Source organism: Rhizobacter sp. P3_C12, from assembly GCF_056402735.1.
Genome location: NZ_JBFUGW010000192.1, coordinates 1 through 12,327, shown reverse-complemented (window position 1 = coordinate 12,327; position 12,327 = coordinate 1). Strand labels below are relative to the sequence as shown.

Annotated in this window: 11 protein-coding genes and 1 tRNA gene; 6 read left to right on the top strand and 6 right to left on the bottom strand. The window is 67.5% G+C overall.

The genetic code is table 11. The features are described from left to right. Window positions 1–195 (top strand): hypothetical protein (locus tag AC1DXV_RS24195; RefSeq protein WP_477935920.1); only part of this gene is annotated, 195 nt, incomplete at its 5' end. Between the two features lie 254 nt (window positions 196–449). Here the strand turns inward: AC1DXV_RS24195 and AC1DXV_RS24190 are convergent. Then, on the bottom strand, window positions 450–2,528 hold the full coding sequence (locus AC1DXV_RS24190; RefSeq protein WP_477935918.1) for an exo-alpha-sialidase: 2,079 nt from the start codon (window positions 2,526–2,528) through the stop codon (window positions 450–452). A 74-nt stretch (window positions 2,529–2,602) separates the two neighbouring features. On the opposite strand from AC1DXV_RS24190, the gene AC1DXV_RS24185 reads away from it, so the two are divergent. Then, window positions 2,603–2,977 (top strand): hypothetical protein, encoded by a 375-nt coding sequence (locus AC1DXV_RS24185; RefSeq protein ID WP_477935916.1) that lies wholly within the window; start codon window positions 2,603–2,605, stop codon window positions 2,975–2,977. A 338-nt stretch (window positions 2,978–3,315) separates the two neighbouring features. Here the strand turns inward: AC1DXV_RS24185 and AC1DXV_RS24180 are convergent, their stop codons facing one another. The 5 genes from AC1DXV_RS24180 to AC1DXV_RS24160 all read right to left on the bottom strand — a co-directional run bounded on the left by AC1DXV_RS24180 (window position 3,316) and on the right by AC1DXV_RS24160 (window position 6,656). After that, window positions 3,316–3,780, bottom strand: coding sequence for a hypothetical protein (locus tag AC1DXV_RS24180; RefSeq protein ID WP_477870337.1), 465 nt, complete (start codon window positions 3,778–3,780; stop codon window positions 3,316–3,318). Then, window positions 3,753–3,840: transfer RNA gene (locus AC1DXV_RS24175), tRNA-Ser, on the bottom strand. Before AC1DXV_RS24175 ends, AC1DXV_RS24180 begins: the two co-directional genes overlap by 28 nt. A 75-nt stretch (window positions 3,841–3,915) precedes the next feature. Next, a complete protein-coding gene (gene serS, locus AC1DXV_RS24170) occupies window positions 3,916–5,211 on the bottom strand; it encodes a serine--tRNA ligase (protein WP_477870339.1) in 1,296 nt (431 codons plus the stop codon). A 39-nt stretch (window positions 5,212–5,250) separates the two neighbouring features. Next, entirely contained in the window at window positions 5,251–6,213 is a 963-nt protein-coding gene (gene ispH, locus AC1DXV_RS24165; RefSeq protein ID WP_477870340.1) for a 4-hydroxy-3-methylbut-2-enyl diphosphate reductase, read from the bottom strand. Then, window positions 6,213–6,656, bottom strand: a complete 444-nt coding sequence (locus AC1DXV_RS24160; protein ID WP_477870342.1) for an FKBP-type peptidyl-prolyl cis-trans isomerase — start codon at window positions 6,654–6,656, stop codon at window positions 6,213–6,215. Before AC1DXV_RS24160 ends, ispH begins: the two co-directional genes overlap by 1 nt. Before the next feature lie 71 nt (window positions 6,657–6,727). On the opposite strand from AC1DXV_RS24160, the gene radC reads away from it, so the two are divergent. The 4 genes from radC to AC1DXV_RS24140 form a co-directional block, all read left to right on the top strand. Beyond that, the gene (gene radC, locus AC1DXV_RS24155; protein ID WP_477935914.1) at window positions 6,728–7,402 is read left to right on the top strand and encodes a RadC family protein; all 675 of its coding nucleotides are present in this window, start codon (window positions 6,728–6,730) and stop codon (window positions 7,400–7,402) included. Further along, the gene (locus tag AC1DXV_RS24150; RefSeq protein ID WP_477869020.1) at window positions 7,399–8,037 is read left to right on the top strand and encodes a Smr/MutS family protein; all 639 of its coding nucleotides are present in this window, start codon (window positions 7,399–7,401) and stop codon (window positions 8,035–8,037) included. Before radC ends, AC1DXV_RS24150 begins: the two co-directional genes overlap by 4 nt. A gap of 328 nt (window positions 8,038–8,365) precedes the next feature. After that, entirely contained in the window at window positions 8,366–10,381 is a 2,016-nt protein-coding gene (locus AC1DXV_RS24145; protein WP_477935912.1) for a peptidase inhibitor family I36 protein, read from the top strand. A gap of 232 nt (window positions 10,382–10,613) precedes the next feature. Then, window positions 10,614–12,327, top strand: a 1,714-nt coding sequence (locus AC1DXV_RS24140) for a peptidase inhibitor family I36 protein (protein WP_477935910.1), incomplete at its 3' end; no start/stop codon positions are given.

The following is a 12,327-nucleotide window of genomic DNA, read 5'->3' as shown; positions in this document are numbered from 1 at the left end:
ACGCATGCACGCGGAAGCTGGAGGCCGTGCAAGGCGCCGCGGCGGCCTGGGGAGGCGGCGGGCTGGGGACGGGTGCCGGTGCCGGTGCCGGTGCCGGTGCTGGTGCTGGCGCTGGTGCAGGCGCTGGTGCAGGGGCAGGGGCAGGGGCAGGTGCTGGCGCAGGGGCAGGCGCTGGTGCGCATCCCGCGAGGGTGACCAGCAGCGACACCAGAAGGCTTGCGCGCAGTCGCGGGGACATCGCTGCGCAGCGCGCATGCTCACTGGGCTGAAGACTGCGCGTCATCGGAGTTCCTTTAGCATGAGAAGTGGGTAACCGCCCGGCAAGCGCTGACATCCCTGGGCGTTCGACCTGCGGTCGAGGCGAGCTTGGCGGCGTTGCACCGGCGGTGCTGGGCGCGGTGCTTGGATGCCACTTCGCTACCGGAACTGCCGACTGGGTCGGATTCCGATCAACGGGTGCTTGCCGGAGCGCCGTAGACGATGCCTCGTCCCACCGTGCTCATGTACACCACGCCTTCGGTATTCATGTCGCCCACGACGAACTGGCCGTTGCCGGGACCGCCGAACTGGTGCGCATCGTCGTTGATGCGGATCCAGCTCGCACCGGCATCGGCAGAACGGTAGAGGCCCCGCTTGCCGCCGCCGGCGGCGCCCCAGATGAACACCGTGGGATAGCTCGCGCCGGCGAGTGCCTTGCCAAACCCCACCGCGCTGCAGTAGGTCACGCCGGACAGCTTGCCGAACGAGGCACCGGCGTTGGTAGAGCGCGCCAGGCCGCCGTCTCGCAACGCGACCCACACGTCACCCTCGCGGCCGGGGGCAACGCCCAGCCGCGGAGAGCCGCCGGCGCCGAGCGTTGCAGCGACGGTGAAGCTGGCGCCACTGTCGTTGCTCGTCAGCACGTCGCCGTTGCCGCCGTCGTATGCATAGAACCTGGCGGTTTTCACCGGGTCGGCCACCGGCCGCACGGCACGCCGGCCCAGGCCGGATGCCTCGTTCCACGTCGGGCTTGCGTTGGCAAAGTCGGTCGAGCGGTAGGTGGTGGCGATGCCGCCGGCGGTCATCGTGTGCAGCAGCGTGCCGCCGTCCGCCGACAGCGCGACCACGTTGTCGTTGATCGACGTCGCATTGACCATCGGCACCTGCGTCCAGGTGGCGCCGGTGTCGGCAGAGCGGTACATCTTCTCGCCTCCGACGCGAACGACGGCTGAGGTGTTCACCGCCGCAACCGCCAGCCCGGAGGTGGTGCCGATGCGTGGCGTGTGGATCGGCGCATAGGCGGAGATGTCGGTGTGGCGGTAGCCGTCGTAGTCGCCGATCACTGACAGCAACGGTCCCCCGGGGACGCTCACCAGCCCGAGGGCCACCGTCTCCTCCAGCCCCTTGACGGCAAAGGTCCAAGTGGTCGGCGCCGCATCCAGGTTGGCCGTGCGGAAGATGCCGTTGCCCGAGGTGACCCAGGCGGCCTTGCCGTCGAACGGATCGAGCTCGATGCTGTTCGCCCAATGGATGGAGTTGCCACCCACCCAGTTCACACCGCCGGTGTCGAGGGCGAAGCCGCGGGACACCACATCGGTCCACGCGCTGCCGCCGTTGGTCGTGACGAAGAAATGGTCGCCCCAGGCGGCGCCCTGCTGCATCCAGTTGTTGATGGTGGACACCAGCACCCGCTGCGGGTTCTTGGCGTCGACGGAGACACCGGAGAACGCGCCGGTGGTGCCGGCGGGCGTGACGTTGGTCCAGGTGCCGCCCGCGATGCCGTATTTCCACACCTGGCCGGCATCCATCGGTTCAGGCGGGGTCAGGTTCCTCGAGTCTCCATGTGGGCCGGATCCATTCGCGTAGGTGATGTAGAGGTTTCCATCGCCGGCCAGTGCGGCGCGCTGGGGGAGGAACCCGGCCGGCGCGTTGGCCACGGCGTTGAAGGTGGCGCCGGCGTCGTTGCTGCGGTAGAGGTTCGAGCCTACCGACCCGTAGCGCGACACGCCGACGAAGATGCGCTGTGCCACGCCGTTGGCCACGCTGGAGGGATCCAGGAGCACGAAGCTGACACCGGCTTCGTTGGGGGTGCCGGTCACGGGCAACGCATTCACGCGGGCAAAGCTTGCGCCGGCGTCGACGCTCTTGAACAGGCCGTTGTTGCGGGAGCCGACATAGAGCACGTTGCTGCTGGCCGGATCGACCTGGATCTTTTCGCCGTTGCCGCGCCCCATGCCGTTGCCATTGGCACGGAATTGCGCGCTGACGTCGGTGATGCGCGAGAAGGTTGCGCCGTAGTCGGCGGACCGCATCACCGCCGTCTTTCCGTTGCTGAAGTACGGGGTTCCGGCGAGCACGTAGACCACGGCCGGGTCCTTGGCGTCCAGCGCCATCGATTCCACGCCCATCAAGCCGACGTCGTCTTCCGACAGGCCATCGAGCAACGGCACCCACCGCCCGGTGGCGTTGTCCCAGCGATACGCGCCGCCGACGTCGGTGCGCGCGTAGAACAGGTTCTGCTGCGTCTTGCTCGGGATCACGGCCGTCACGAACCCTCCGCCGCCGATCGCGACATTGCCCCAGCGATAGGACTGGGTCTGGCCGCCCGGAGGCGCGGGCGCGGGTGCGGGTGCGGGTGCGGGTGCGGGTGCGGGTGCAGGTGCAGGTGCAGGTGCAGGTGCAGGCGCAGGCGCAGGCGCAGGCGCAGGCGCAGGCGCAGGCGCAGGCGCAGGCGCAGGTGCAGGTGCAGGTGCAGGTGCAGGTGCAGGTGCAGGTGCAGGTGCAGGTGCAGGTGCAGGTGCAGGTGCAGGTGCAGGTGCAGGTGCAGGTGCAGGTGCAGGTGCAGGTGCAGGTGCAGGTGCCGACCCAACCGGTGCCGCCGCGGTATCCGAGTCATGGCCTCCGCCGCAGGCAGACAGCACCATGGCGCACAGCAGTGCGCTCGTCGCAGTGGCGCGTTTGGGACGGTTGGGGCGTTGGCTCGTCATGCTCATCGTGAAGATCGTGTTGTGTCAAAGTTTGCGCGGCACGCGCATGTCAGTCGACATGCGGCACCCTCGATTTCGGCGCTAGTGTCTGGGTCGCGATGTCAGGAAAACTGACGAAACTTGCGGAGTCGACGGATGCCACGCGGGGCGTTGGCGTAGCGAGACGCCATGCAACAAGATGCAAATCAACGTGAATCGGAAGACGCCGAATCGAGTCCGCAAGTGCCGCGAAGCGCGCCAGAATGACAAGATGTGCAAGAGGGCTTGTGGCGCACTGAATCGACCTGGCTGACGAGTAGCTGTTGGCCTTCGTCTCCGCAGTCATCGACATCAGCAATACGCGCTGTCCTCACTCGCGCTTCCATCGCTTCTGCTTACGCGAGCTCGTTGCACGAACGCTGTCGCGCTGACTGCAGCCTTGCACCCAATCTCCAAGGCGCGTCGCCTCATCGCTCAACAGCAACAGCGACGTGATCCCGAGACGCCGCAGCGCGCCCTGCCGGACTGAGTCCAGCAGCTGGGGCTCGTCGTCCAGGCAGCTGTGTCCGTCCCGCTCCAGCACGCACATCACCGCACGCACGCCATCAGCCACGTCGATCACCTTTTCGATCAGCTGATTCAGCGCACGTGCATCGATGCGCAGCGCATCGGTCGCCGGATCCGTCCATCGAAAGGGCTCGAACAACGGCTGCGAACCCCGCATATCCCATTTCAGGATTTTCCGGATCAACAACCAGCGCCCCAAAACAAAAAGCCCCGAACCATCCGGTCGGGGCTTTCGTCTTCTGGCGGAGAGGGTGGGATTCGAACCCACGGTACCTTGCGGTACGCCTGATTTCGAGTCAGGTACATTCGACCACTCTGCCACCTCTCCTGAAACTGGGGCTTCGGCGGGTCAACTGCCGAGCCGCGGATTCTAGCCCAGGAAATGGGCCGTTCCGCCCTCCCCTCAGCCTTTCAGCACCGTTTGCCCACCCAGGTACGGCCGCAAAACCTCCGGAACCGTGACGGATCCGTCAGCGTTCTGGTGGTTCTCCAGCACCGCCACCAGCGTGCGGCCCACCGCCAGGCCCGAGCCGTTCAAGGTGTGCACCAGCTCGTTCTTGCCCTGCGCATTCTTGAAGCGCGCCGGCATGCGCCGCGCCTGGAAGGCCTCGCAGTTCGAGCACGAGCTGATCTCGCGGTAGGTGTTCTGCGCCGGCAGCCACACCTCCAGGTCGTAGGTCTTGGTCGCACCGAACCCCATGTCGCCGCCGCACAGCGCCACCACCCGGTACGGCAGCTCCAGCAGCTTCAGCACCGCCTCGGCATGGCCCACCATCTCTTCCAGCGCCTCGTAGCTCTTCTCGGGGTGCGTGATCTGCACCATCTCGACCTTGTCGAACTGGTGCTGGCGGATCATCCCGCGCGTGTCGCGCCCCGCGCTGCCCGCCTCGGACCGGAAGCACGGGCTGTGCGCCGTCAGCTTGATCGGCAGCACGCTCTCGGCCAGCACCTCGCCGCGCACGCTGTTCGTCAACGAGATCTCCGAGGTGGAGATCAGGTACTGCTCGGCCTGCGCCTCGTCGCCGCCGCGGCTCACCCAGAACATGTCCTCCTTGAACTTCGGCAACTGCCCGGTGCCTTCCAGCACCTCGCGGTTGACGATGTACGGCGTGTAGCACTCGGTGTAGCCGTGCCGCTGCGTCTGCACGTCCAGCATGAACTGCGCCAGCGCCCGGTGCAGCCGCGCAATCGGCCCGCGCAGAAAGCTGAAGCGCGAGCCCGAGAGCTTCGCGCCGGTGTCGAAATCCAGCCCCAGCGGCGCGCCCACGTCCACGTGGTCCTTCACCGAGAAGTCGAACGTGCGCGGCACGCCCCAGCGCCGCACCTCGAGGTTGCCCGATTCATCGGTGCCTTCGGGCACGCTCGCATGCGGCAGGTTGGGCACGCTCATCAGCATCACCGAGAGCTCGGCCTGGATCGCCTCCAGCCGCTCGCCCGAGGCCTTCAGCTCATCGGCCAGGCCCGCCACCTCGGCCATCAGCGCCGAGGTGTCTTCGCCCTTGCCCTTGCGCATGCCGATCTGCTTCGACAGGCTGTTGCGCCTGGCCTGCAGCTCTTCGGTGCGGGTCTGCAGCGTCTTGCGCTCGCCTTCCAGCGACTGGAACTGCGCGACGTCGAGGTACGGTTGCGGCGACTTGCGCTTCTCGAGCAAGGCGACGACGCTGGCCAGGTCTTTGCGCAGCAGGTTGATGTCGAGCATGGGTTCTCTTCTCTGGGTACGGGGTGGAATTCTGGAAACTCAGACGTCGGCCATGGACTTGTCGCCCAGGCCCTTCGGCAGCGGGAAATGCGTGGTCTCGACCACGCCCGGCATCTTGCGCACCGACACCGCCCCCAGGCTGCGCAGCCGCTCGATCACCTGCTGCACCAGGATGTCGGGCGCCGAGGCACCGGCCGTCAGCCCCACGCGCCGCTTGCCGTCGAACCACTGCGCCTGCAGGTCTTCGGGCTGGTCGACCATGTAGGCATCGGCACCGAGCCGCTCGCCGAGCTCGCGCAGGCGGTTGCTGTTCGAGCTGGTCGGGCTGCCGACGACGATCAGCACGTCGACCTGCGGCGCCAGCACCTTGATCGCATCCTGCCGGTTCTGCGTGGCGTAGCAGATGTCCTGCTGCTTCGGCTCGCGCACCAGCGGAAACCGCTTCTTCACCGCCGAGAGAATCTCGGCCGCGTCGTCCACCGAGAGCGTGGTCTGCGTCACCACCGCCAGCTTGTCGCTCTGCGCCACCTGCACGCGCCCGACGTCGGCCACGTCTTCCACCAGGTAGATGCCCTCGTTGAGCTGCCCCATCGTGCCCTCGACCTCGGGGTGCCCCTTGTGGCCGATCATGATGAAGTCGTAGCCCTCCTTGTGCAGCTTGGCCACCTCCACGTGCACCTTGGTCACCAACGGGCAGGTGGCGTCGAACACGCTGAAGCCGCGCTGCGCCGCCTCCTGGCGCACCGCCTGCGACACGCCGTGCGCGCTGAACACCAGCGTGGCACCGGGCGGCACGTCGGCCAGGTCCTCGATGAAGATCGCGCCCTTGGCCTTCAGGTCGTTGACGACGTAGGTGTTGTGCACGATCTCGTGGCGCACGTAGATCGGCGCGCCGAATTTCTTGATCGCGCGCTCGACGATCTCGATCGCCCGGTCGACCCCGGCGCAAAAGCCGCGCGGCTCGGCCAGCAGCACTTCGTCCAGCGAGTGGTTCGCGTCCATCACAGCACCCCGATCAGTTGCACTTCGAAGGTCACCGGCTGGCCCGCCAGCGGGTGGTTGAAGTCGAACAGCAGCCAGTCGCCGCCCACCTCGCGCACGACGCCGGCATACGAGGCCTGGCCGTCCGGCGTCGGGAACTGCACCACGTCGCCCAGGTGGTACTGCTCGTCGGGGTCGCCCAGCTCGTGCAGCAGCGCGAGCTTCACGCGCTGCAGCATGTCGGGGTTGCGCTCGCCGAAGGCTTCGCCGGCCGGCAGGTCGAACGAGGCCCGGGTGCCCTCGGCCAGGCCCATCAGGCGCGCTTCCATCGCCGGCGAGAGCTCGCCGCTGCCCAATGACAGCGTGGCCGGCTTCTCGGCGAAGGTGTTGATGAGGTCGATGCCGTCGGGGCCGGCCAGTCGGTAGTGCAGGGTCAGGAACGATCCCTGTTGAACGTGGGTCAAGGCAAATCCTGGTTCGATAGACTGGGCCCAATTTTAGGTGCGGCGCCCCGCCGTGTCGCCGGACCATGCCCATGCTGCTCAAAGACCTGCCTGCCGACGCCCGTCCGCGTGAAAAACTGCTGGCCCGCGGCCCGCAGGCCCTGGCCGATGCCGAGCTGGTCGCGCTGCTGCTGCGCACCGGCGTCAAGGGCGATTCGGTGCTGGGCCTGGCGCAGCGCCTGCTCGACGATTTCGGGGGGCTCACCGGGCTGCTGCGGGCCGATCCGCAGGCGCTGCAGCGCATCAAGGGGCTGGGCCCCGCGAAGCTGGCGCAGGTGAGCGCGGTGCTCGAACTGGCGCGCCGCTCGCTCGGCCAGCAGATGGCCGAGCGGCCGGCGCTCGACAACGTCATCCTCGTCAAGGACTACCTGCGGCTGCAGCTCGGCGGGCGCGGCCACGAGGTGTTCTCGGTGCTGTTCCTCGATGCGCAGCACCGGCTGATCCAGATGGACGAGATGTTCCGCGGCTCGCTCACGCAGGCCAGCGTCTACCCGCGCGAGGTGCTCAAGCGCGCGCTGCAGCTGCATGCGGCGGCGGTGATCCTCGCGCACAACCACCCGTCGGGCTCGGCGCAGCCGTCGCGCTCCGACGAGATGCTGACGCAGACGCTGAAATCGGCCCTCGCAATGATCGACGTGCGCGTGCTCGATCACCTGGTGGTGGGCGACAGCGAGGTGGTCTCGTTCGTGGAGCGAGGCTTGCTGTGAGCCTGCGCAGCCTGCAGGACCTGGGCGACATCCGCGAGGCGCTGAAGCGCGCCGAGCGCGAAGCCGCCGAACGCGAGGCCCGCGCCCGCGAGGAAGAGGCCCGCAGGCTGCGCGAGGCCAACCTGTTCTCCCACAGCGTCGGCCGCGTGCAGCCGGTGGCCCCGAGCGGCCGCCGCCACGCGGTGCCCACGCCGCCCTCGCCCGAGCCGCGCCAGCGCGAGCTCGATGAAGAGCGCGCGTTGCACGAATCGCTGTCCGACGAGTTCGATCCGGTCACGCTGCTCGAGACCGATGACCAGCTGTCCTACCGCCGCCCCGAGATCGGCATCGACGTGCTGCGCAAGCTGCGCCGCGGCGGCTGGTCCATCCAGGGCGAGGTCGACCTGCACGGCCTGCGCCGCGATGCCGCCCGCGAGCGGCTCACCGCCTTCGTCCACGACGCGGTGCACACCGGCCTGCGCTGCGTGCGCGTCGTGCACGGCAAGGGCAACGGCTCGCCGGGCCGCGAACCGGTGCTGAAGGGCAAGGTGCGCAGCTGGCTGATCCAGAAGGCCGATGTGCTCGCCTTCGTGCAGGCGCGCGGCGACGAAGGCGGCCACGGCGCGGTGATCGTGCTGCTGCGCGCGCTGCGCTAGAGCGTGTTCACACTGCGTCATGCTGCGTCACGATCTGGCGTGCTTCGTCGCATGCGCGTCGGGTCGTAAGCAAGGCAACAAATGCCACAAGGCCCCGCGCCCCCCTAACCCGTGGGAGGCACGTTACATCGCATGAGACTAGGGCGTCGGCGCCCTCCTCGACAGCGCACGGGCAAGGCGTTCAAAAACGTCTGAAAGCGCTGTCAAAAATCGGGCTGTCAACCCCGCTTCACCGATGGTTGCATGTCGATCGGTATGAACTTTGCACGGTTTTGACCACAACGCGCATTCGCGATCGCGATAGGCGCCCCTACAAGGAGGTCAGACCGTGTCCCGACAATCCAGAGCATTCGATTCGTCCACCCATCGCCTGCTGGTGCCGCTGGCATCGGTGGCCGTGCTGCTCGCCGCCTGCGGCGGCGGCAACCAGCAGAGCGCCGAAGCGCAGGCCGCGGCCGACCAGCAGGCCGAAGCCGCCACGGCTGCCGCGGTCGACACCTCCGCCATCTGCTTCTACGAACACATCAACTACCAGGGCGCGAGCTTCTGCGCCGGCGCCGACTCCACCTGGATCGGCTCGGCCTGGAACGACCGCGTCTCGTCGGTGAAGGTGAAGGCGGGCTACAAGGTCCAGCTGTTCCAGCACATCAACTACGGCGGCACGTCGGTGACGCTGACGGGCGATACCGCGAACCTCGTGTCGCTGGGCTTCAATGACGCCGCGTCGTCGCTGAAGGTCACCGCGCCGACCACCACCACCCCGCCGACGGGCACGTCGCCGGTGTCGGGCATCCAGGTCGCGCAATCGCTGCTGTTCAACAGCGACGACAGCGCGCTGGTGCTCGTCTCGGGCAAGGCCGCGCTGGTGAAGGTCAACGTCACGAGCGGCGCCACCGGCGGCACCAAGCCGAGCGGCACGCTGCGCGTGACGAGCGCCAACGGCGCCACCCGCGACATCCTGCTGACGGCCCCCACCGGCGCGCTGCCGGCTGGTGTGCCGGCCGTGCCGAGCTTCACCGATTCGTACACCGCCACCGTGCCGGCCGACCTGGTGAAGACCGGCGTGAAGCTCACCGCGCTGATCGGCAACGCCGAGGGCAAGACCATCACGCCACGTGTCGGCGGTGGCGTGCCGATGAAGTTCGTCCCGATCGCGATCCAGATCGCCGGCACCGTCGGCAAGCTGCCGGTCAGCCAGGGCGCGCATTTGCAGGCGCTGTTCCCGGTTTCGTCGGTGACGGTGCAGTCGCACCCGACCTACGTGTCGAGCCGCGTGACCACGCTGCCGACCACCGACGCCGGCTGGAGCGATGCGTTCGGCAAGATCCTCGGCGAACTGGCCGACCTGCACTCGCTGGAAGGCGCGGCCAAGCACGACCACTACTTCGGCTTCATTCCGAAGCGCACCTGGGGCCTCGCCGGCCTGGCCTACCTGAGCAGCCACTCCGGGGTCGGCTTCGACATGCCCGACCAGCCGACCACCGTGCGCGATGTCGTGGCACACGAGATGGGCCACAACTTCTCGCTGCCGCACGCGGCCTGCGGCGGTGCCGGCAGCCCGGATCCGGCCTACCCGTATCCGGATGCCAACCTCGGCAAGGCCGGCCGCTACATCTGGCCGTACCTGGCAGACAGCAACACCTTCTACGACCCGCGTCCGACCGATCGCCACGACATCATGAGCTACTGCGGTGGCCAGGTCTTCTCCGACTACAACTACCGGAAGATGCAGACCTACCTGACGCCGGCGGACAAGTCGATGGTCAACGAGGCTGCGGCTGCAGTGACCTCGGCCACGCAAGACCTGCTGCTGATCAGCGGCGAGATCGGTGCCTCGGGCACCGCCGAGCTGAACCCGGTGAAGTCGCTGGTTGGTCGTGCGGAAGCACCCGAGGCCGGCCAGTACACGCTGCGCATCGTGTCGGCCAACGGCACCACGGACATCCCGTTCGCGCCGCGCACGCTGGACCACAACAGCACGCTGCAGCACTTCGGCTTCACGATCCCGAACCCGGGCGCGATCCAGAGCATCACCGTGCTGCAAGGCGCCAAGACGCTGCTGAACTCGCAAGCCAAGGCAGCGAGCTCCACCGAGCGCGCACAGGCCGCGACGCCGCAGGTGCAAGTTCAGGAGAGCGGCGGTGCGCTGAAGCTCACGTGGGATGCAGCACGTCACCCGTACCTGACCGTCACCTGGGTCGGTACCGAGCAGCGCCGCAACCTGGCGCAGGACCTGCGCGGTGGCAGCGTCACGCTGTCGAGCGCCGATCTACCGACCGGCGGCAGCTTCGAGCTGGCACTGTCGGACGGCCTGAACGCGGTGCGCGTCTCGCACACCCGCTGAACGAGGAAGAACCCGCCGTGAGGCGGGCCTGCAACAAGGGCGCTCAGGCGCCCTTGTTGCGTTGGTCATGCCGTCCATGCAGACCATCCATCGCATATTCGTTCGCGTGTTCACAGCACCCGACATGACAACAGGGGGGGAACCGCGACTCGACATCGGCCACTGAGGGAACTCGCCGGGTTGGTAGTGCCCACGGCCAAGGCGATTTTTCAATCTCTCTGTAGGAGCTGTAATGAGAGTAGCAACGCGCCCCGCGTCTGAACCATGGAAGCACGGCAAACCATCCCTCCTGTCGATGCTCCCTCTGGCAATCCTTCTGGCCTCATGCGGCGGGAACCAACAGGAATCGACACGGGACACCTCCGACCCGGAACTCAACGCCGCTGCAGCGACCGCAGACACCATCACGTCCGCTCCGGTATGTTTCTATCGGCACATCAACTACCAAGGCGAGACGTCCTGCACCAACTCCAACGTGGCGAGTTTGATTTCCAGCGGATGGAATGACCGGATCTCGTCGATCAAGGTCGCCAGCGGCTACACGGTGGAATTGTTCGAACACGTCAACTACATGGGACGCTCACTGAAGCTCTCAGCAGACACTTCCGACCTGATTGCCGAGGGCTTCAACGACATCGCGTCGTCGATGAAGATCACCGCGCCGGCCACTTCCACGTCGCCGATCAATCCGGTTGCCGCCTGGTCGCCGCCGGTGTCGAGCATCCAGGTCGCGCAATCGCTGCTGTTCAACAGCGACGACAGCGCGCTGGTGCTCGTCTCGGGCAAGGCCGCGCTGGTGAAGGTCAACGTCACGAGCATCGGCAAGACGACCAGCACCAAGCCGAGCGGCACGCTGCGCGTGACCAGCGCCGACGGCGCCACCCGCGACATCCTGCTGACGGCCCCCACCGGTGCGCTGCCGGCTGCCGTGCCGGCCGTGCCGAGCTTCACCGATTCATACACCGCCACCGTGCCAGCCGACCTGGTCAAGACGGGCGTGAAGCTGACCGCGCTGATCGGCAACGCTGCAGGCAAGACCATCACGCCGCGCGTCGGCGGCGGTGTGCCGATGAAGTTCGTGCCGATCGCGATCCAGATCGCGGGCACCGCCGGCAAGCTGCCGGTGAGCCAGGCGGCCCACCTGCAGGCGCTGTTCCCGGTCTCGTCGGTCAGCGTGCAGTCGCGCCCGACCTACGTGTCGAGCCGCGTGACCACGCTGCCGACCACCGAGACCGGCTGGAGCACGGCGTACAGCAAGATCTTGCGCGAACTGGCCGACCTGCACATGCTGGAAGGCGCTGCCACGCACGACCATTACTTCGGCTTCATCCCGAAGCGCACCACGGGCCTCGTCGGCCTCGCGTACCCGAGCAGCAACGTGGGCGTCGGCACCGACATGCCCGAGCAGCCGACCCTCGTGCGCGATGTCGTGGCGCACGAGATGGGCCACAACTTCTCGCTGCCGCACGCGGCCTGCGGCGACGTCGCCGATCCCGACCCGGACTACCCGTACCCGAATGCCACCCTCGGCAAGGCCGGCCGCTACATCTGGCCGTACCTGGCGGACAGCAACACCTTCTACGACCCGCGCCCGACCGACCGCCACGACCTCATGAGCTACTGCGGTGGCCAGGTCTTCTCCGACTACAACTACCGGAAGATGCAGACCTACCTGACGCCGGCGGACAAGTCGATGGTCAATGAGGCCGCTGCCGCGGTGACCTCGGCCACGCAGGACCTGCTGCTGATCAGCGGCGAGATCGGTGCCTCGGGCACAGCCGAGCTGAACCCGGTGAAGTCGCTGGTGGGCCGTGGGCAAGCGCCGGAAGCCGGTGCCTACACGCTGCGCATCGTGTCGGCCAGCGGCACCGTGGACATCCCGTTCGCGCCGCGCACGCTGGACCATGACAGCACGCTGCAGCACTTCGGCTTCACGATCCCGAACC